General features: G+C 68.6%; 16 protein-coding genes. 10 read left to right on the forward strand and 6 right to left on the reverse strand.

The genetic code is table 11. The annotated features are described in order from the left end of the window. Positions 1–11 precede the first annotated feature (11 nt). The gene (locus N2652_02580) at positions 12–557 is read left to right on the forward strand and encodes a hypothetical protein (protein MCX7818084.1); all 546 of its coding nucleotides are present in this window, start codon (positions 12–14) and stop codon (positions 555–557) included. After that, positions 554–895, forward strand: coding sequence for a cupin domain-containing protein (locus N2652_02585; GenBank protein ID MCX7818085.1), 342 nt, complete (start codon positions 554–556; stop codon positions 893–895). The genes N2652_02580 and N2652_02585 overlap by 4 nt, the downstream gene beginning before the upstream one ends. Positions 896–944: 49 nt before the next feature. On the opposite strand, the gene mutL is transcribed toward N2652_02585, so the two are convergent. The 6 genes from mutL to N2652_02615 form a co-directional block, all read right to left on the reverse strand. Further along, positions 945–2,714: a DNA mismatch repair endonuclease MutL gene (mutL, locus tag N2652_02590; protein ID MCX7818086.1), complete on the reverse strand. Its 1,770-nt coding sequence runs from the start codon at positions 2,712–2,714 to the stop codon at positions 945–947. Positions 2,715–2,758: 44 nt separating this feature from the next. Then, the gene (locus tag N2652_02595; GenBank protein ID MCX7818087.1) at positions 2,759–3,847 is read right to left on the reverse strand and encodes a glycosyltransferase family 4 protein; all 1,089 of its coding nucleotides are present in this window, start codon (positions 3,845–3,847) and stop codon (positions 2,759–2,761) included. A gap of 22 nt (positions 3,848–3,869) precedes the next feature. Next, on the reverse strand, positions 3,870–5,036 hold the full coding sequence (locus N2652_02600; protein ID MCX7818088.1) for a glycosyltransferase family 4 protein: 1,167 nt from the start codon (positions 5,034–5,036) through the stop codon (positions 3,870–3,872). 1 nt (position 5,037) lies between these two features. Then, positions 5,038–5,508 carry a hypothetical protein gene (locus tag N2652_02605; protein ID MCX7818089.1) on the reverse strand — a complete coding sequence of 157 codons (471 nt, stop codon included), beginning with the start codon at positions 5,506–5,508 and terminating at the stop codon, positions 5,038–5,040. Between the two features lie 156 nt (positions 5,509–5,664). Continuing rightward, complete coding sequence (locus N2652_02610) at positions 5,665–6,504, reverse strand: PDZ domain-containing protein (protein MCX7818090.1); 840 nt, start codon at positions 6,502–6,504, stop codon at positions 5,665–5,667. Positions 6,505–6,771: 267 nt separating this feature from the next. Next, on the reverse strand, positions 6,772–8,037 hold the full coding sequence (locus tag N2652_02615) for an alpha-amylase family glycosyl hydrolase (protein ID MCX7818091.1): 1,266 nt from the start codon (positions 8,035–8,037) through the stop codon (positions 6,772–6,774). A gap of 183 nt (positions 8,038–8,220) precedes the next feature. Between N2652_02615 and N2652_02620 the strand changes: the two genes are divergently transcribed. The 8 genes from N2652_02620 (at position 8,221) to coaE (ending at position 19,608) form a co-directional block, all read left to right on the forward strand. Then, positions 8,221–8,808, forward strand: coding sequence for a hypothetical protein (locus N2652_02620; protein ID MCX7818092.1), 588 nt, complete (start codon positions 8,221–8,223; stop codon positions 8,806–8,808). A 16-nt stretch (positions 8,809–8,824) separates the two neighbouring features. Next, positions 8,825–10,546 (forward strand): type IV pilus assembly protein PilM, encoded by a 1,722-nt coding sequence (gene pilM / locus N2652_02625; protein ID MCX7818093.1) that lies wholly within the window; start codon positions 8,825–8,827, stop codon positions 10,544–10,546. Then, positions 10,543–11,625 (forward strand): Amuc_1100 family pilus-like protein, encoded by a 1,083-nt coding sequence (locus N2652_02630; GenBank protein ID MCX7818094.1) that lies wholly within the window; start codon positions 10,543–10,545, stop codon positions 11,623–11,625. Before pilM ends, N2652_02630 begins: the two co-directional genes overlap by 4 nt. Then, positions 11,622–12,728 carry a hypothetical protein gene (locus N2652_02635; GenBank protein ID MCX7818095.1) on the forward strand — a complete coding sequence of 369 codons (1,107 nt, stop codon included), beginning with the start codon at positions 11,622–11,624 and terminating at the stop codon, positions 12,726–12,728. The genes N2652_02630 and N2652_02635 overlap by 4 nt, the downstream gene beginning before the upstream one ends. Positions 12,729–13,401: 673 nt before the next feature. Beyond that, positions 13,402–15,969 (forward strand): hypothetical protein, encoded by a 2,568-nt coding sequence (locus tag N2652_02640; protein MCX7818096.1) that lies wholly within the window; start codon positions 13,402–13,404, stop codon positions 15,967–15,969. An 80-nt stretch (positions 15,970–16,049) separates the two neighbouring features. Then, positions 16,050–16,937, forward strand: a complete 888-nt coding sequence (locus N2652_02645; protein ID MCX7818097.1) for a flap endonuclease — start codon at positions 16,050–16,052, stop codon at positions 16,935–16,937. Positions 16,938–16,939: 2 nt separating this feature from the next. Beyond that, the gene (locus N2652_02650) at positions 16,940–19,003 is read left to right on the forward strand and encodes a hypothetical protein (GenBank protein MCX7818098.1); all 2,064 of its coding nucleotides are present in this window, start codon (positions 16,940–16,942) and stop codon (positions 19,001–19,003) included. Next, positions 19,000–19,608: a dephospho-CoA kinase gene (coaE, locus tag N2652_02655; GenBank protein MCX7818099.1), complete on the forward strand. Its 609-nt coding sequence runs from the start codon at positions 19,000–19,002 to the stop codon at positions 19,606–19,608. The genes N2652_02650 and coaE overlap by 4 nt, the downstream gene beginning before the upstream one ends. The last annotated feature ends 2 nt before the right edge of the window (positions 19,609–19,610 follow it).

Below are 19,610 nucleotides of genomic sequence, written 5' to 3' on the forward strand. Positions count from 1 at the left end.
GAGGTCCCGCGGTGACCACCCGAACCGATCCCGGCACCGGCCGCGTGGCGTCGTCCAAGGATTGGACGGCCGCCACGCGGGTGCCTCCAACCCTTGGACGTCGCGCCCGATGGGCCGGCACCGGCGCACTGCTGGCCGCGGCCACGGCGCTGGCTGTCGGTTGCGGCGACTTCGGCCGGCGCTACTGGACGCCCACGCCGGAGCAGCGTTCTGCGGCCGAACGTATTGCGAAGTTTCACGTGTTCACGAACCTTTCCGATCAGGCCGGCCCGGGGGCGCTGACCAAGGTGACGCTGGGTCCGGACGGCCTGCCGCGCGATTACCCCATCGCGTTCACGATCGGCGGCACGCCGTATGCGCGTTACCGGACCAGGTTCTGGGGCGGAATCGTCAGGGGGCGGCGACTGGTCCACGTGGAGTACTTCGACCCGGCCGCGATCCCGGATTGGGAGCGGCGCGACGAGCCGGCGGCGGAGTTTCCCGCGTTCTTCCGCGTGTCGGTGGATGTCGCGGCCGCCCGCACGGTGGCCGACTCACGGTCCGGCGGCGCGCGGTGAAACGGGTGCGTTTTCGTCGTGTGCGGGGCGAGGCGGTTTCGCACGATCCGGCATTGGTCAAACGCGTGCTGCTGCGCGCGGGCGAGGTGGAGGGTGTGCTGCAGCTGGCACATTGCCGACTGCCGCCCGGTCGCTCGACCTCCGCGCATGTGCATCGAGACATGACGGAGGTTTTCCTCGCAGTCGCGGGGCGGGGATGGGCCGCGTGCGGCCGACGGCGGGTGCGGCTGGAACCCTTCGACTGTGTGGTGATCCATCCCGGAGCAACGCATCGGCTGGGCGCCGCGCGCGACTCGGCGCTGGAACTGATCTACTTCGGGGTGCGGACGCGGCGCTGAGTTCCGCGGGGCTTGAGACGGCCATCTGACGGCGCGAGGATCGCCGGCGCTACTCGCGGCCGAACTTCCGGCGAAGTTCCGCGAAGTCGAAATGAATCAGCGTGGGTCGGCCGTGCGGACAGGTGTACGGCATGTCGGTGCCGGCCAGTTCCACGACCAGCCGCTCGATCTCTTCGAGTTTCAGAATGTCGCGCGCCTTCACCGCCGCGCGGCAGGCGGCCGTGGCGATGCGGTCTTGGATCCACCGTTCGGTGCCGCCGCGCGATCCGCCGCGCTCGAGCGTTGCGGCGATTTCCGGCAGCAGGCCCGCGGGGACCACGTCGCCGAGCACTGCCGGCACCGCGTCGACCACGAACGCGTCGCCGCCGAACTCCGCGACACCAAATCCCATCTCTCGCAGCGCCGGCAGAACACCCCGCACCAGTTCGGCGTCATGGGCGCCGAGCTCGACGGTTTCCGGCACGAGCAGGGGTTGCGAACGAACCTGTCCGCGGGTCGCTTCGCGCATCAGCCGGTCGTAGAGCACCCGCTCGTGCGCGGCGTGCGGGTCCATCACGACGAGCCCGTCTTCCGTTTCGAGCACGACGAACAGTCCGCCGACCTGCCCGACGACCCGGCACCAGCTCCAGGGCGTTCCGACCGCCTCGGAGGAGGGCGTTGGCGGTGGGCTCGGGGCGGTGGCGGCGGGCGCGGGCGGCGTCCAGCGCGGATACACAAACGCGCGCGCGGGGGGCAGGTCGGGAATGGACAGACGTGGATGGGTCCAGCTCTCCGGCATTGCCGGCGCCGCCGCAGCGGAGGGGGCGGCGGGCGCACCGGCTGCTGGCCGGCCGAGCGCGGCGCGGACCGACTCGATCAGCGCATCGCGCACGTCGCCCGGCCGCCGGAAGCGAACCTCGCGTTTGGTCGGATGCACGTTCACATCCACCTCTTCCGGCGGCAGTTCGATGAAGAGCACCACCATCGGATAGCGCCCGCGGGGCAGCAGCGTCTGATACGCCTCGTTCAGCGCATGCTGCAGCACCGGCGCGCCGGCAGGTCGCCGATTTACAAAGAGGTGAACCTCGGCGCGGTCGGCGCGGCTGGTCTGGGGAAGGCCGGCCCAACCCTCGATGTGGACGGAGCCGCGCTCTCCCTTCACCGGCCGCAGCGCGGCGGCGACCGGCTCGCCGTACAGCGCGGCGAGACGCTCGAACAGCGACTCTCCGGCCGCCAGTCGCCACACCTCTCGGCCGTCGGCGACGAACCGGAACCCGACATCGGGGCGCGAGAGGGCATAGGGCAGCAGCGTCTGACGGACCTGCGCGAGCTCGGTCGCTTCGGTGCGCAAAAAGCGGCGGCGGGCGGGTACGTTGAAGAAGAGGTTGCGCGCGACGACGCGCGTGCCGGCCGGCGCGCCGATGCCGCGCACGTCCATCAGCCGGCCGCCATGTACAGTCAGTTCCGTGCCTTCCGGATCGCCGCGCCGTGCGGTCTGCAGCGTGAGGCGGGTCACCGCGGCGATGGCGGCGAGCGCCTCGCCGCGAAATCCGAGCGTCGCGATGTGCTCGATGTCGGCGACGTCGCGGATCTTGCTGGTCGCGTGCCGTTCGATCGAGAGCAGCGCGTCGTCGCGGGACATCCCCTCGCCGTCGTCCGTCACCGCGATCAGCGTGCGGCCACCGCCGACGACCTCCACCTCGATGTGCGTGGCGCCCGCATCGAGTGAGTTCTCGACCAGCTCCTTCACGACCGACGCCGGGCGATCCACCACTTCGCCGGCGGCAATCTTGTTGATCACCGCGTCGCCGAGCACGCGAATGCGCGTTTCGCCGGACATGGCACCAACGTAGCGGGTCGAGCGGGCTGGCGCGAACCGCCGGTTCAGCCGGTCGGGCCGAGGACCGGTGCCAGGTGCGCCCAGAGCTCCGCGGCGGGGTCGCGGCGGCGCACCTCCGCCAGCCGCCGGCGCTGCCGCATCAGAATGCCTTCGCGCAGCACGGGATCGCGGAAGATGCGCCCGAGCAGTTCTGCGATCAGGTCGAACCGCTTTGCGCGCAGCAGCACGCCGGCGCCGCCGAGCGTTTCCTCCACCGCGCCGGCCGCGTACGCGACAACGGGCACGTCGTGTGCGATCGCCTCGATCAGCGGGGCGCAATACCCCTCGTGTTCACTCATGCACACGAACGCGCCCGCGGCCGCATAGGCGGCGGAGAGCTGTGCCTGCGGCAGCGCGCCGGTGAACAGCACGTCGCGCAGTCCCCACTCGCGCACCTTCGCGCGCAGACAGTTCAGGTACAGTTCGGTGCCGGCCCAGGAGCCGACGTGGATCAGACGGGCGGTCGGCTCCACGTATCGCTGCAGGTAGTAGAAGACGGCCAGCAGATCCTCGAGGCGCTTGTTCGGCGCTCCGCGACCGACGAACAACACGACGGGCCGCCCGTCCGCCCACTCCGCCAGCCGCCGCGAGTCCGGGGGCGTGAGGATCTGCTCGAAGTCGAGCGCCAGCGGGAACACCTCGGCGCGCGCGTAGCCCATGGCCCGCAGCTCGGCGGCGTTGAAGGCGCTGTCAGCGAGCACGACGTGGGCGGCGCCGGCCAGCGCGCGCGCCTGTTCGCGGCCGAGCGCCAGCTGGCGCGCGATCGAGTCGCGCAGTCCTCGGAACCACTCCGGGGGGGTGATGTTGTGGTAGAGGATCGCGCGGCGAACGGGCAGGGTCGCGAACAGTTCGTTCGCGGGCGAACCGATGGAGAGGTGCAGCAGCACTGCGTCGTCGGGGCCAAGCTCCGCGCGCGCACGGGCGAGGTCGCGAATGTCGCCGCGCCACTCGGGCGGCACGCGGGCCGGGTCGCACCAGATCTCCGAGACCAGTCCCCGCGCGCGCGCGAACCGGCGGATCAACAGCGCCTCGTGGCTGATCGCGTCGCCGAGATTGAATCCGGCGAGGAATTGATGGAGCGAGCGGGCGGTCATCCGGGTTGAGGGCTCGAGCTGTTCACAGCTCCTCCAGCGCGCGCCATAGCCGCCTCTCCACTGCGCTCCAGGAATACTCCCGCTCGACGAAACGTCGTCCCTGCTCGCCGAGCCGCCGCCGCAGCGGTTCGTCTGCGAGCAGTTGCTGCAGCGCCACCTCGAAATCCGGATAGTGGCGGTACCAGAGGCCCGCATTGGCGCGCGCGCACTGCCAGCGCAGCACCTCGCTGCCGGCGGGCACCAGCGCCGGCACCCGGGCGAGAAACGCCTCGAGCAGCACGATCCCGAAACTCTCCAGTCGGGAGGAGTGCACGAAGACGTGCGCTCCGGCGATCGCCTCGCGCTTCTGGGGCTCCGGGAGCACGCCCGCGTCCACCACAAACGGCGCCGGCTCGACCGCGCCGCTGCCGGTGAGCACCAGCCGCACGTCGCGGCCGGTACGCTCCCGGAACGTGCGCACGTATTCGATCAGTGCGGGAGTGCCCTTCGCCGCCTCGCGCCGGCCGCTGTAAATGAGGTAAGGGACCGAGAGCCCGCGCGCGGCGGCGAACGCGGCCGGGTCGGCGTCGAACAGCTCCAGGCCCATGCCCACCACGCGGCCGCGGGCCGGGTCCAGTCCCACCAGGCGCCGGGCGAGCGCCATTTCGGGCTCGCTGTTGAACAAGCAGCCGCGCGCGCGCGCGAACATCGCGCGGATCGTTCGCAGACGCGCAAACGGCTCGTCGTGCAGGCAGGGCACCAGCAGCGCGCGGTCGGGCAGTGCGCGGACCACCTCCTCGGTGAGCCCGAAGAGGTAGGGGCCCACGATCACCCGTTCGTAGTCGGCGGCACGGAGGTGCTCCAGCAGCGCGCGGCTGCGGACACCGTTCGCGAGCCATTCGGCCTCTTCGGCGGCCGACAGCTCCGCGCCCTGGCCGATCGCCCGCTGCAGCGCGAGATACCGCGCCGGCTCGCGCGGGTCGACGGGGAAGCATTCGACCTCCAGCTCCCCATCCTGCACGACGCCCGCCGGCCGCTCGTTCGCCCAGCTGAAGTGGTCCACCGCACAGGTGGTCAGCAGTCGGGCGCGCACGCCCTGGCGGACCAGCCGGCGGGCGAGTGCGGCCAGCAAAGTTTCGGCACCGCCAACTGCCGCGCCGTCGGCGACGTAGCGCGGCGCGACCACCGCGATGGAACGCAGCGCGGGCATTTCAGCGCGGGTCACCGTCGGCGTGGAGACGCCGCTCGAGCTTCTCCACGCGCTCCTCCAGCCGCCGCAGCCGTTCTGCGACCTGCTCGTCGAGCCCCTCCAGCCCCGCGGCGAGCGCACTGTTGATCTGATTCTGCTGTGACCAGAGCCGGTAGGTATAGAACTTCAGCAGCGTCCAGATGAGCCGCTTTAGACGCACCAGCAGCGGCGCCCAGCGCGCGCGCCGCTCGCGGATCTCGAAATCGCCGATGTCCACCTCAACCGCATCACGCAGACCGCGCAGATAGTGCGAGACGCTCGCGCCCTCGCGAGGAAGTTGAGCCAGCGTGAGCCGTTCCGCGCGCGCCACGCGGGCGTCGTCAAACTCGCCCGCGGCGATGCGGGCGTCCACCGCGCGCTGCAGCTCGGCCACCACCGACGCAACGTCCACGCCCTCGGCGCGAATCTCGATAGGGAATTTGGGGTCGTTCATGTGTTGCCGCAGGCCCTCCGGCCGGTCGGTATGATGGGTGGGGGCGGACATGGCGTCAAACGGCCGCGGCACAACACGAAGAAAAGAAAAGGGCGGGCCGTTGGAGGGAGGAGGAGGGGACTGACGGCCCGCCCCGTGGAAACTTGTCGCGCTATACTATAGGACGTTCCCCCGTCGAAGTCCAGTCCCTCCGCGAGACTTTTTTTCGGGGGCCGGCGCATCGCCCGAACTGCGGACCTCGACGCGCACGCGCTTCAACATGTCGGCCACCCGCTCGCGGTATTCTTCCGGGACCTTGCCGATCTCCGCGTCGTCGTTCACCGGACCGTCGAAGACGACCTGACCGTCTTTCACGATCTTTGCGGAGCGGCGGCCGTCCTGCATGGTGACGGTCACCGTGACGCCGTCGCGGCTCTCGGAGATCACCGCGGAGCTGTGCGTCTGGATACGGACATCGGCGCGGGGAGAGGTGCGCGGCTCGGTGGACTCCTCGTCCTCTTCCGGCGCCATCCATCGCCGGCCGAAGGGGCGCCAGGCGCGGGCCTGCAGCTCCTCCATCCAGCGCTGGAACGCTTCCGGCGTCCAGCCAAACGGCCGATCGGGCGCTGCCCCCCATCCGCCGCGGGGCACTGGCGCCAGCCGTTCTTCATCCACCTTGCCCAGCTTCACCTCGGCGGTCCGGCGCTGACCCTCCCGCCAATACGTGAGCTTGACGGTGTCACCGGGTTTCTGTCGCCGGACCAGAACCGCGAGCTGCTCGTGGTTGACGAGGATCTGGTCGTTGAATTGAACAAGAATGTCACCTTCTTCCAAGATCCCTCGCACGGCGCCCTCTCGATCCACGTGGACGACCTCAACGCCGACGCCCTCCCCGAACCCCAGGTGCCGGCCGATCGCCGGGCTCACGGGTTCGGTCGCCACGCCAAGGTAAGCCACCTCCCGCGCAGAGGCGGCCAGCGCGAAGACAGCGATCAGAAGAATGATTGCGTTCCGCATACTGCTCACCTCTTCAAGCCCTGACGGCGGGTCGCCGAACGCCCACGGCGACCGCGCGGCCTTACTCTCACGCCGGCCGACCCACCCGGTCCGCCGGCGGGGCGTTCCGAGGGCTTAGACGCCCGAGAGTGTAGGAACGTTCAACATGCTCTCGCGACTTTTCGGCGTCGCGATCGAGGGCGGCCGCGCCTGGCGCAGCATGCCGTCACCGCGCCGGTCCGAGTTGGGAGACGTGCCGATGGTGACCGCCCCCCGTCCGGCGGCAACTCAACGGTCGGCCAGCAGCACGATGCCCTCCCCGGGGCGTAATTCGTACTCAAACGGCTCCGGCAGAAACTCCAGTGGGTTTTCCGGTGAGACACACCGCAGGGGGGCGCCCGACTGTACCCAGTGCCGCAACGCCGGCGTCCGGAACCACTGACGCGCGTGAACGTCCTTGTTGAGGATCAGGATTCCCTCCTGTCGGCTGCGCAGCGATCCCTTCCAGATCACCAGCACCGCCGGATTTTCAGTAGGGATGATTTGCAGGGGGCCGTCTTCCTGGAAGACCGGCGCGCTTCGCTTCACGGCGTTGGTGCGGCGGATGAAGTCGCGCAGGTCTGTGGCGGGCTGCTCCCAGTCGGAGGGGCGGGTGTGGACCACGTGCAATCGGCGTCGGAATCCAAACTCGTAGCCGATCGGCATCAGCACGCCGGTGGAGAAGAGCGCGGCGAACAGGTAGCGCTGCCGCTGCGCGGCCACGGAACCACCGGTTTCTTCGAAGAGCCGCGCGGTGTCGTGGCTTTCGGGGAAACCAATCGAGCCGCAGACATGCCGAACAAGATCGTATTGCGCGATCAGCCAGGCGGAGGAGAAGTCCCACCACTTGCCGCTGTTCACGACGAGGTCAAAGCCGGCGCGGGCGGTTTCAAGCGTTTGGTCGACGGTGCAACCCAGCGTTTCGGCGACGAAGAGCAGGTCGGGCCGGCGCGCGCGGCCGTGCGCGATGAGGTCGGCCCAAATATCGCGGGGCACCTGGTAGGCGGCATCGCACCGGAGACCATCGAAGCCCACGTCCACGAGCCAGTCCACCATCCGGCGCAGGTGTGCGACGAGGCCGGCGCGGTCGGCGGTGCCGGCGAAGTCGAACCGGGCGAGGTCGTGCCAGACGACGGTACGGCCGTTGTCCACACAGGAGGGGTGTTCGACTTCACCAGGCGCGGTCCAGCGAAACCAGGCGGGATGCGCGCGCACAATCGGCGAATCCGCCGCGCAGTGGTTCGCGACCAGGTCCGCCATCCAACGCAGTCCCAGCCGGCGGCCCTCCGCCAGCAGCGCGCGCAGCTGCGCCACCGGCGGTCCGCCGTCCGGCGCCGCGAAGTCGGCCGCGACCGCGAAGGGATCGGCGACCGCGTAGAGGCTATCCGACGCGCCGCGCGGATGGATGGGGTTCACGTAGATCCAGTCGAAGCCAAGCTCGGCGGCGCGTTCGAGGTGGGGGCGCCACTGATCGAACCGGCCGGCCAGTCGAGGAAACAAGTTGTAGATTCTCATCGGAGATTCGCTGTGCCACGAAGGTGGCGGCCGGACACTAAAGCCTGTTCCGCCGCGGCGTGCAACCCGCCTCCAGCGTGTCGGCGGGGGATCGAAGTTCCGCGCGCATTGCAAAGCCCGCGCAAACCGGTCATGATGACCGATGGACGGCGTGCGCCGGCACTTCGGGAAGGAGATCTGGCGATGACGGGAACCATGCGGCGGTGGGCGATCAGCGTCGCGGCGGTCGCGCTGGGGCTGGCGGTGTCTCGTGGCGTTGCGCAGGCACCGGCGGGGTTGAACCCGCTGGGCCGGGTGCGGGTGACGGGGAACCTTGTGCGGTCGCCGCGGATCCAGGCGCAGAATTACAACTCGCTCAATCCCAACCGCGTGGACTGGTACCAGATCGAAGTGTTGTACGAGACGATGCCCGAGTGGACCGATGAACTGAAGATCACCTTCTACGTGCTGATGAAGACGAACGATCCGCGCGAGCCGTTCGTACTGCTGAAGGGTGAGGACACGTTCATTCACATCAGCCGCGGCACGCATCGCGCGCACGCGTTTGTTCACCCTTCGATGTTGCGCCGGTATGGCAAGGTGGAGGGGTACGCGGTGGAGTTCAGCATGCAGGGGCGGCCGCTGGGCGCGGAGGCATCGGACAAAAACTATCGCCGTTGGATCGAGCAATTGGCACCCAAGGAGGGATACGTGTTGATGCCGCGGGAGACGCCGTTCGCGCATCTCGACTACGAGGCGTTCGAGATGTCGAAGCCCCGCTCGGGCCAGTGATGCGGAGGGGCGCGCGATGCGAGCGGACACGATTCTGGCGATGGATATCGGTGCCAGCAGCGTGAAGCTGGGCCTGTTCGCGCCGCGGAAGGGAGGCACGCTGGAGCTGGTCGGCTACGCGGTGCGGGAGATGGATCCGGATCCCGCGAACGAGGAGCACCGGATGACCGACGTCCAGCTGGTGCTGCAGGAGGCGAGGGCCCAGCTCGGCATTCCGACCGGCTTTCCGGTGCTGATCAGCGTGCCGGGCCAGCAGGTGTTTTCCAGGTTTGTGAAGCTACCGCCGGTGTCGCGCGACAAGGTGCTGCAGATGGTGCAGTACGAGGCGCAGCAGAACGTGCCATTCCCGATCAGCGAGGTGGTTTGGGACTATCAGTTTCTGGGATCGGGTGTCGGCGCGATTGACGTGATGCTCGCCGCGATGAAGGCGGAGCTGGTCGAGCAGGTGGTGGACGTCGCGATGAAGGCGGGGCTGCGCCCGCAGCTGGTGGACGTCGCGCCGTTGGCACTCTACAACGCGGTGCGCTATAGCTACTCCGAGCTGCCGCCCTGCACGCTGGTGATCGATATCGGCGCTCGCTCCACCGACCTGATCTTCATCGAGGAGAACCGGGTGTTCAACCGCAGCATCCCGGTGGGCGGCAATGCAATCACCCAGCAGATCGCGCGGGAGTTCGACCTGCCGTTCGCGGAGGCGGAGCAGCTAAAGAAAACCCATGCGTTTGTCGGGCTCGGGGGCGCATATGAAGCGCCAGCCAGCCAGGTGGCGGACAAGGTGTCCAAAACGGTGCGGTCGGTAATGACCCGGCTGCACAGCGAAATCACCCGCTCGATCAACTTCTATCGGACGCAGCAGTCCGGTGGCGAGCCGAAGCTGGCGCTGCTGACGGGCGGCTCTTCGATCATCACATACGCGGACGAGTTTCTGAAAGAAAAGCTGCAGATCGAGGTCGACTACTTCAACCCGTTCCAGAGCGTCGCGGTCGCCTCGACGATCGACGCGGAGGAGATTGGCCGGCGGGCCCATCTGTTGGGTGAGGTCGTCGGGTTGGCGCTCCGGCGCATGATGACCTGCCCGATCGAGATCAATCTGCTGCCGCCGCGGTACGTGAGGGAGGAGACGTTCCGGCGGCGCCAACCGTACCTGGTGGCGGGGATGGTGACGCTGCTGGCGACGCTGGGTGTGTGGGGGGTGGGCGTCCGACAGCTGACCTCGCTGAACTCCGGTCGGCTCGGCGAGCTGCGCGGACGTCTGCGAGAGCTGCAGGCGGTCGAGGCGCAGCTGAAGGAAAAGGAAGACGTGATTGCGCGACACCGGGGCTGGCTGGACCGGCTGCTGGCACTCCCGGAGCGGGCGACGCTCTGGCCGCAAATCCTTGCGGACATCCGTTCCCGGCTGTTGGAGGGGATGTGGATTGTGCAGTTTGCGACGCTGACCGGTGCGGAGGCCGCCAGCGGCGCAGCGCGCAGTGGGGGCGGCGAGCTGGCGCCGGCGCCAGCCGGCCCGCCCTCGCCCACGGAGGAATCGGCCCAGCAGATCAAGGCGATCGAGATCACAGGGTACGCGTACATGGACAAAGTGCAGCAGCCGGACATCCTGAAGTTCCGCGACCGGTTGCGGGAGTCGCCGTGGTTTGACGAAACGACCGACATCGCCGCGATGCCGCAGGAGGGGCGCGACGACTTCATCCGGGAATTCACGATTCGGCTGGTGTTGAAGACACCGATCCAGCTATGAAGATTCGCTCTTTTCTTCCGCTGATCGTCGCCGGTGGGGTGTCCGCGGTGCTGGCCGTCGGACTGGTGGTCTGGGTGGCAGGGGCGGTGGTGCGGCACCGGCAGGTCGCGCACGAGCTGGAGACGGCGCGGGCGGAGCTCCGCCGGCTCGCCTCACGCGTTCCATTCCCCAGCCCCGAAAATGTCGAGCGGGCCGCGACCAACCAGGCGAGAATCGAGGCGTTCTTTGACGCCGCGATCGCAGAATTTCTGAAGCGCACGCACACGCCACCGGCGATCGAGCCCGCACGATTCCCGATCTTGCTGCAGCGCGCGATCGCCGCGATGAACCTGGCGGCGGTGTCGAACAATGTCAGCGTGCCGGACCGTTTCATGTACGGGTTCGACCGGTATGCGCGCGGACAGCTTCCGAACAAGGAGGACATCCCTCGTCTCGCGCGGCAGATTCACGCGGTCGAGACGATTACTCGTGCGATTTTTTCCGCGAAGATCCGGGAGATTGTTTCGATCGAGCGGCACGTGTTTGAGGAAGAGGTCCGCGCGGCCGAAGGGGTGGTGTCGCGGACGGAGGAACCGATTGAGGCCCGCGGTCGTCTGGCGGGGGCCGCAGCCGGCTACGCGGAGGATCCCGAAGGGCTCTTCGTGCGCGAGCGGCTGATTTACGAGTTTCGGGCGAAGGAGAACACGCTTTGGGCGGTACTGGACCTGCTGCCGACGCTGCCGGTATTCTGCGTGATTTCGGACGTGGACGTATGGAACGACGCGCCCCGACCGGTGCCCTACAACCCTGCGGATGGCACCCGGCGCGTTGCGGAGGGCGTGACCGGGGCCGGCGTGGGTGAGCTGCCCGCGGACGAGGCGGCGCTGCTGGGCGGTGTGCCGGGCCGCGGGCCGCCCCGCCCGCCGGTGCCGGCCGCCCCCACCACCGTGCCTGCACCGGCGGTCGGTGCGCTGAGGCGGCCGCTCAAGCACGAGGAGCGGACTGTCGCCGGCATGACGGAGACGCTGCGCGTGCGGATGCAGGTGGACTTCTACAGTTTCCGGCGGCCGGGCGCCTCGGCCGGGGAGGCGAAGCCGTGAAGTGGCCGACGCGATTGCAGTGGGTGGGCCAGCACTATGAGCTGGTGACGTTGGCGGTCGCGCTGCTGGCGCTGGCCGCCTCGAGCGCGTTTCTCGCCTTCCAGCTGGATGGGGCCGAGGCCCGCCTTCGCACGATGGATCAGACCATTCGGCCGCGCGCGGAGCAGGCGTTTCAGGACCTGGACTTTGGCGCCTATTCCAATGCGCTCGCGCGACTCGTGCAGCCGGCGCGCATCGGCGAGTCGAGCAACCGGTTTTTTGTGAGCGAAATCCGGGTGTTCTGCGTCCAGTGCGGGAAGTGGATCGAGTACGCGGCGCGCAAGTGTCCGTTTTGCGAGGCCGAGCAACCGCCACCGCCGGGCAAGGATGTGGACTCCGATCTCGACGGGATTCCCGATACGTGGGAGGAGTCTCACGGGCTGGATCCATACAACCCCGATGACGCCCGCCTCGACCACGACGGTGACGGATTCTCGACGCTCGAGGAATATCGCGCCGGCACCGAGCCACGGAATGCGGACAGCGCGCCGTCCATCCTTGGGAAGCTCCGACTGCGCCGGGTGTGGACGACTCCGTTCAAGCTGCGATTTGTCGCGGTACAGCATCTCACCGCGACCGAGGAGAGGTATCAGCTGAACGCGCGCACGCTGGAGCGGACCTATTTCCCGAAGATCGGTGACGAGGTCGAGGGCTATCGCGTCGAGCAGTACGATCGCGCCACCGACACCCTCGTGTTGCGGCGCGGCGATGTGGTGCGTCGTCTGCAGCGCGGGCGCGTGATTGACGACGACCAGCTGAATCTGCAGCTGGTGTTCCTGTTGGATGGCACAAACCTGCAGTGCCGCGTGGGCGACACGTTCACGATTCGGGGCCTGACCGCGCGGGTGGTGGAGGTCTCGCGGGATCGCCAGTCGGCCCGCATCGTTCGCGAGGGGACGTCGGAGGAACACGTGGTGACGATGCCGACCCCACAGGAAGAAGCGGAGATGCGGCTGCGGCTGAGCGCACCGTTGGGCACGCCGGAGGGGCCGGCGGCGCCGCCCGCCCCAGTGGGGCCGGCACCGCCGGCGTTGATGCCGGCGCGGCCCGGTGCATTGCAATAGTCCGTTGGGCTGCGGGGTGGGCGCGTTGACAGAAGCGGCGAGTTCGGAGACGATGCGCGCAATCATGTGTGATTTCGCGAAGCGCGGCGGCGGTGGGTACGCAAGCAGCCGGTTCGGGGTTCGGAGGTAAAGGAACGCTATGAAACGGTATGGATGGTGGGTGTCGGCGATGGCCGCCGCGGCGATCGCGGCATGGCGGATCCTCGGCGCCATGGCCGAGGACGGATCCAGCCTGCAGCGTTTGCTGGAATCATTGGACGCTGCGGCGAGAGCCGCTCGGCCGATTCGGCTGGCGCAGGCGGAAACCCCCGCCGTGTCCGCGCCTGAGTCCCCCGCGGCCCCCGCAGCACCGCCCGCGCCGTCGCCGTCAGAGACCCCCGCCCCCGCGGCTCCGGCGATGCCCCCTGCGGATTCGCCGGCCGCTCCGAGCGCGCCGGCTGCCCCGCAGCCACCGCCGTCTGCGCAGCCCCCCGCGGAAGCTCCCGCGCCCGCGATGCCGGCTCCAGCAGCCCCGGCCGCTCCTGCGCCCGAAACCCCAGCTGCTCCCACGCCGCCGCCGGCAGAGACCCCGGCTCCTGCGGCCCCCGAAATGCCCGCCGCCCCCGCTCCCGCGGCGCCGCCGTCCGATCTTGAGCGGCTGCTGCGCGAAACAGCTCCGGCGGCCCCCGCCCCGATGCCTGCGGAAGCGGTGCCCGCCGAGTCAGTGCCCGCGGTTCCGGTGCGGGCGGCACCGCAGAAGCCGCAAATCAGCCCGAAAGAAATCGAAGAGCAGGAACGGGTGCGGCGTCAGGCGGAGGAGCGGGAGGGGCTGAACGCGCTGGCCGCTGCCCAGGAGGCGATGCGCCTGGGTGAGTACCAGAAGGCGTTCGATCAGTTCCAGGTGGCGCTGTCCAAAATACCCGATCGCGCTGAGCGGACCGCCGATCTGCAGCGCGCGCGAGAGGGCAAGAACGAGGCGGCACTGAAGCTGGCGGAGGCCGCCTACGAAAATGCGCGGGAGGCACGCCGCAAAGAGCAGTGGGAGACGGCGACAAAGGCGCTGACAGAGGCGCGCAACCGGCTGGGCACGCTCGACCGTCCGGATGCCAATCAGCTGGCGGCGCAGAAGCGCTGGATGGAACGGATTGCCGATCTCGAGGCGGTGATCCGCGGGGACGTCGCGCGCCCGGTGCCGATCCGGCGCGGCGAAACGGTTCGATTGAAGGCAACAACGGTCGCTGATTTCGTCCGGCAGGGCCGCGAGTACTTCGATTTGGAAGAGTACGACGAAGCGGAGCGGATGTTCTCCCAGGCGCTGAGACTCGACCCCTACAACAGCGATGCGATGCGATACCTTCGCCGCATTGAGGAACGGCGGCTGAAGCTGAGCGAGCTGCACCGCACCGCGACGCGGATGGATCTGATCCAGGACATCGCGGACCGCTGGAATCCGCCGCTGCGGGCGGCCGCGGTGATGCCGCAGGAGCCGAAAAAGGAGGGCGTGGTCAGCACCAGCCAGGCGACGCGGCTGCTTCAGGAGAAAATGCAGGCGATCGTCATTCCGGCGATCGAGTTTCGCCAGGCGAACATCGTGGATGTGATCAATTTCCTGCGCGATGCGAGCGAGGCGGCGGACCCGACGGGCCAGGGCGGGGTGAACATCATTTTGAAACTGGACGTCGCGGGCGCTGCCCCCGAGGCCGCCGCTGCGCCCGCGATGCCGGCCGATCCGTTCGCGGCGCAGCCGCAGCCGGCTGGCGATGCGGCCGGCTTCCCCGCTGCGGCGCAGCCGGCAGAGCCCGCCGCGGCGCCGGCGCAGGAGTTTGGGGGTGCGGCCAGCGTCCCGCTGATCACGCTGAACCTGCGGCGGGTCACGCTGCTGGACGCGATCCGCTACGTCACCGAAGTCGCGAACCTGAAGTACCGCATCGAGGAGAACGCGGTCATCATCACGCCGCGCACGGCGGTGGAAGGCACGATCATGACGCGCCTGTACCCCGTGATGCCCTCGATCATTGAAATTGTGACGACGAAGACCGAGACGGATCGCCAGGCCTCCCGCGGCGAGTTTGTTACGATGGGCGGCACTGCCGGCGTCGAAATCAGCCAGCAGCGAGACATGAAAAAGTTCTTCTCCGACATGGGCGTGCCGTTCCCGCCGGGCACCTCGATCTCGTACAACCCTGCGATCAGTCAGCTGATCGTGCGCAACACGCCAGAGAACCTGGAAATCTTTGAGCGCATTCTTGCGGCTCTGGACGTGGTGCCGAAGCAGGTGGAAATCGAGGCGCGCTTCGTGGAGGTTGCGCAGAAGGACCTCAACGAACTCGGGTTTGAGTGGCTGCTCACCGACGCGTGGGAGATCGCCAACAAGAAGGGACCCGGCCCGATTGAGGCGAAGGAGCGCGTGCAGGTCAATGCGAACTTGGGCTCGGGCGGGTTCACGCACGGCCTTCGGTACTTCATTGACAACAGCGACACGATGACGCCAGCGGCCCGCTCCACGCAAAACGCCGGCCAGATGGCGGGCAACATCTTGAGCCTGTCGAGCATCCTGACAAATCCCGAGCTGACGGTGATCCTTCATGCGCTCGAGCAGAAGGGCGGTGTGGACCTGCTCTCGTCTCCGCGCGTGACGACCCGTAGCGGCGTGAATGCGCAAATCAAGGTGGTCGAGGAAATCATCTATCCGACCGAGTACGAACAACAGTCGGTCGGTGACCTGGGCACCGGCTTCGGGTCGATCATCAACCCCATCACCGGGACGCAGATCTCGCCGTATGCGTATCGCCCGCCCATTCCCGGTTCGTTCGAGACCAGAGAAATCGGCGTGATCCTGAACGTGACTCCCACCGTCGGTCCTGACGGCTACACCATTGATCTGACGCTCGTGCCGGAGGTCGCGGAGTTCGTACGGTGGATCGACTACGGACCGGCCGGTCTCTATCCGATCCTCCAGCCGGTGTTCGCGAGCCGGAATGTGACCACCAGCATCGTGCTGTGGGATGGCCAGACCGTGGTGATGGGCGGTCTGATCCGCGACCAAGCCACTCATCTGGATGACAAGATCCCGGTGCTGGGCCATATCCCGGTGCTCGGCGCGCTGTTTCGCAACAAGGGGCAATTCAGCCAAAAGCAGAACCTCGTGATTTTTGTCACCGCGCGACTGGTGGACCCCGCGGGCGCCGTCGTCCGCCCGCCGAAGACCGGCCTGCAGGAAATCGAATCCCGCCGGGCGGCCACGCAGGCGACCCAACCATAGGCGTCGGGGCGCGCCGCGGGCGGGACCCGCGGCGTCGCGCCAAAGGGGCGGGCGGCCGAATCGCGGAGAGGCGGTTGTACATGGCCGTCGGGAGTTTGGCCCACGCTCAGCTCTTGCTTGTCGACGGCCATCACTTCGCCTATCGCAGCTTCCATGCGCTGCCAGCCTCGCTGAGCGCACCGGATGGTACGCCGACCGGCGCGCTCCTCGGATTTGTGCGTTCCCTTCAAGCGCTGCGGGCGCAGTGGCGGCCCACGCATCTGGCGGTGGTGTTCGATGGTGGGGTGCCGGCCTCGCGCGTCGCGGTGCTGCCGGAGTACAAGGCGCAGCGTCCGCCTATGCCGGAGTCGCTGAGTCGGCAACTGGCGCTGATCGAGGAATATCTGACGCTCGCCGGTATCCCGGCGGTGCGGCGCGAGGGGGAGGAGTCCGATGACGTGCTGGCAACGCTCGCCGAGAAAGCCGCCGCGGACGGGGCCAGCGTGCTGATCGCCACCGGTGATAAGGACCTCATGCAGTTGGTCAACGAGCGCATCCGCGTCATTCGGCCGGACGCGCCCGACGCCGCGATGGGTCGGGAGGAGGTGGCCCAACTGTTCGGTGTGCCGGCCGAGCGGCTGCCGGAACTGCTGGCGCTCACGGGCGATGCGGTGGACAACGTGCCGGGCGTGGGCGGCGTGGGTCCGAAGACCGCGCAGCGGCTGCTCTCGGCTGCGCGCTCGCTGGACGAGTTGTGGACGAAACTCGACGAGGTCGCGCCGCCGGCGCTGCGAGAACGGCTGCGGGCGGCCCGGCCGATCGTGGAGCGGAACCTCGCGATCGTCCGGCTGCGTCGCGACGTGCCGGGGCTACCGGTGTGGGCCGCGCTCACGCCGGGGCCCGCTCGTACGGAGAAGCTGCGCGAATTTCTGATGCGGTACGGACTGCGGTCGCTCGTTCCGCAGGCTGAACAGAGGGAGCTGTTTTAGGGGTGCCCAACCAGCCGACCGGTGTCAGCCGCGCGATGGCGGAGGTGTGGGGGCGTCGTTTGCGACGTGCGGCGATTGGCGCGGGCATGGTGGCGCTGTGGGCTGGGGGGCTCGCAGTGCGTCGGCATGTCGTCGAATTTCAGCTGCCCGACCGGGGACGCCCGTTACCGTTCACGCTGGAGAGCGCGCTGAGTTACCGTGCGATCCGCATGATTTACGCCGGTCAGGGGCTGCCAGTGATCGATCGCGATCTGCTGGTTCCGGTGGGCGTTCGGACCTTTGCGGAGGACACGGTGGGGGCCGAGTATGTCTACGCGGCGCTCTGCCGTGTGCTTCCGGCCGACATCACACTGACCGACCGCATCCGATGGGTGAGCGTGGGATGGTTTTGCCTCACGTCTCCGCTGGTGGTGGTGTGGGTCCGCCGGATGACTGGTTCCTGGGCCGCCGGCTTCGTTGCGGGGGGGCTGCATGCGGTGTCGCTGGCGTCCGTGATTCGCTCGACGGGCCAGGAAATTTCGCACGAAAACTTCGCGCTGCCCTGGGTGCTCGCGCACCTGGCGTTCTGCGCGGGGCCGCTGGGCGCCGGCGGCCGGACCTTCGCGCGGTGGGCGGGCGCCGCATTGATGCTTGCGGTCGCGCTCGCGAGCTGGGACCTCGTGCAGTATGTGGTCGCAGTGCAGGGGCTGGTGATGTTCGCCGGTTGGTGGCGGCAGCCGTTCGTGCTGCGGGAGCCGCGCGCACGGCCGCTGCTGGCGGTTGCGGCCGGCGTGGCGCTGGCGGCGGTGGCCAGTCCGTATCACCGCGTGCACGGCCTGATCGCATCGCCAGCGGTCTGGCCGGTCTGGGCGACGCTCGCTTCAGCGGCGGTGTTCGGTCGGTTTGGCCGGACGCAGCGATGGCTCGCGGTGCTGCTGGCGGCCGCAGTTGTGGCCACCGTGGCCGCCGCGGGCGCGCTGCGATGGGCCGGAGCCTATGGCCATTTCGGTTCGCTCGCCGTCGCGAAGCTGCGGCACGCGAACCGGAAACCCGCGGATCCCTCGCGGCTGACCTTCGAACAGCGGATTCTCTGGACGCCCGCGTTGCATTCGGCGGACGTGCGTTTGTTCACCACACTCTTCCCGGCCGCGCTGCCGTTGACCGCGATCGGCGCGCTGGTGATGGTGCGGCGCCGCGAGAACCTATCCGGCTGGTTTCCCAGCCCCGCGGGTCTGCTGTTGGCGCACGGTGTCGGCGTGGTGATGTTCATCTTGTTTGTGAGGTTCTGTGTGTTTGCGGCGTTGAGCACCTGCGCGGTGGCCGGCGCATGGTTCGCGGCGGCGGAGCGGTGGCGGCCTCGCGCACGGGCGGGCGTCGCGGCTGCGCTCGCGCTGGCGGGACTGGGGGAGGCCGGTGTGACGCTCGGCGGCGCGGCGGAATGGGGACGCACGCGGGAGATGTACCCGCAGCTCGAGGAACTCGGGGAGTGGCTGCGTCGGAACGCCGCGCCGGATCCTGTGCTGGCAAACTTTCAGACGAGTCCGACGGTGCTCGCGTACGGTCGCTGTCCCATCCTGCTACATCCGAAGTTTGAGTCGGCCGAGGTCCGCCGGCGCGTGGAAACCTTTGCACGGCTGTTGTTCCTCGGCACGGAACGGGAGCTGCGGGACTGGGCCGAGGGGCTCGGTGCGCGGTGGTTCGTGTATTCGCTCGGTGAGTTTACGCCGCACCATCCCGAACTGACGCTGCGCTACATGGTCAATGCGCTGGATCCGCCCTCCTCGGCGCCGGCTCGTGTGTTTGAGTTTGATCCCCTGCGCGCGACCCGCTTTCGGCTGGAGTGGCAAAACGCGAAGTACCGCGTGTTCCGCCTCGTGACTGCAGCGGAGGAGGCTGCTGCGGACGCGTGGGCGGAGCGTGCGCATGCCGCGATGGAGCGGGGTGATCTGGTTGCGGCGGAGGCGGCCGCCGCCGAGGTCTTCCGGCGCATGCCGAATCACCCGCAGTGCCGCCAGCTGTTTTCGCGTATCGAGGCGCAGCGCGCCGGCGGCCAGGAGCGCCGGTCCACCCCGCCGGAAGACCCATGAACCGGCCCCGTTTGATTGGCATTACCGGCGGCCTCGCCTGCGGCAAAAGCGAAGTCGGCCGCATTCTGCGCCGTCTGGGTGTGCCGGTCTGGGAGGCGGACGAAGCGGTGCACGCGCGTCTGCGGCCGCGCACGCGGGAAACGCGCGCGATTGCGCGCCGTTTCGGCACCTCGGTGCTGCGTGCCGATGGTGCAGTGGCGCGGGACCGGCTCGCCGCGATCGTCTTCCGCGATGCGGCGCGGCGACGCGAACTGGAAGCGATCCTGCATCCGCCCGTGTTGCGCGACCTTCGGGCATGGGTCCGCCGCATGTCGCGCCGCCGCTGCCCCGCCTTGGCCGCGATCGTGCCGCTATTGTTTGAAATCGGAATTCAGGGTACATTTGACACGGTCCTGTGTGTCGCCGCGAACCGGGCCACCGTGCTGGAACGGTTGCGGCGCCGGGGAATTGGCCCGGCGGAGGCCCGGCGGCGCCTGGCCGCGCAGTGGCCGGTGCGGCGCAAATGTCGCGCGGCTGACTACGTCATCTGGAACAACGGCACTCGCGCGGAACTGGCACGAGCGGTCCGTCGCTGGTGGATGGAATGGCACCAGGAAGGAGACTGACC

It is taken from the genome of Kiritimatiellia bacterium, assembly GCA_026417735.1.
Taxonomy (GTDB): Bacteria; Verrucomicrobiota; Kiritimatiellia; order PWTM01; family PWTM01; genus CAACVY01.

Bases quoted from the DNA above. Each gene is read 5' to 3' on its own strand.
- mutL (MCX7818086.1), bottom strand. From the start codon at position 2,714: ATGTCCGGCGAAACGCGCATTCGCGTGCTCGGCGACGCGGTGATCAAC.
- N2652_02595 (MCX7818087.1), bottom strand. From the start codon at position 3,847: ATGACCGCCCGCTCGCTCCATCAATTCCTCGCCGGATTCAATCTCGGC.
- N2652_02600 (MCX7818088.1), bottom strand. From the start codon at position 5,036: ATGCCCGCGCTGCGTTCCATCGCGGTGGTCGCGCCGCGCTACGTCGCC.
- N2652_02605 (MCX7818089.1), bottom strand. From the start codon at position 5,508: ATGAACGACCCCAAATTCCCTATCGAGATTCGCGCCGAGGGCGTGGAC.
- N2652_02610 (MCX7818090.1), bottom strand. From the start codon at position 6,504: ATGCGGAACGCAATCATTCTTCTGATCGCTGTCTTCGCGCTGGCCGCC.
- N2652_02615 (MCX7818091.1), bottom strand. From the start codon at position 8,037: ATGAGAATCTACAACTTGTTTCCTCGACTGGCCGGCCGGTTCGATCAG.
- N2652_02620 (MCX7818092.1), top strand. From the start codon at position 8,221: ATGACGGGAACCATGCGGCGGTGGGCGATCAGCGTCGCGGCGGTCGCG.
- pilM (MCX7818093.1), top strand. From the start codon at position 8,825: ATGCGAGCGGACACGATTCTGGCGATGGATATCGGTGCCAGCAGCGTG.
- N2652_02630 (MCX7818094.1), top strand. From the start codon at position 10,543: ATGAAGATTCGCTCTTTTCTTCCGCTGATCGTCGCCGGTGGGGTGTCC.
- N2652_02640 (MCX7818096.1), top strand. From the start codon at position 13,402: ATGCCTGCGGAAGCGGTGCCCGCCGAGTCAGTGCCCGCGGTTCCGGTG.
- N2652_02645 (MCX7818097.1), top strand. From the start codon at position 16,050: ATGGCCGTCGGGAGTTTGGCCCACGCTCAGCTCTTGCTTGTCGACGGC.
- coaE (MCX7818099.1), top strand. From the start codon at position 19,000: ATGAACCGGCCCCGTTTGATTGGCATTACCGGCGGCCTCGCCTGCGGC.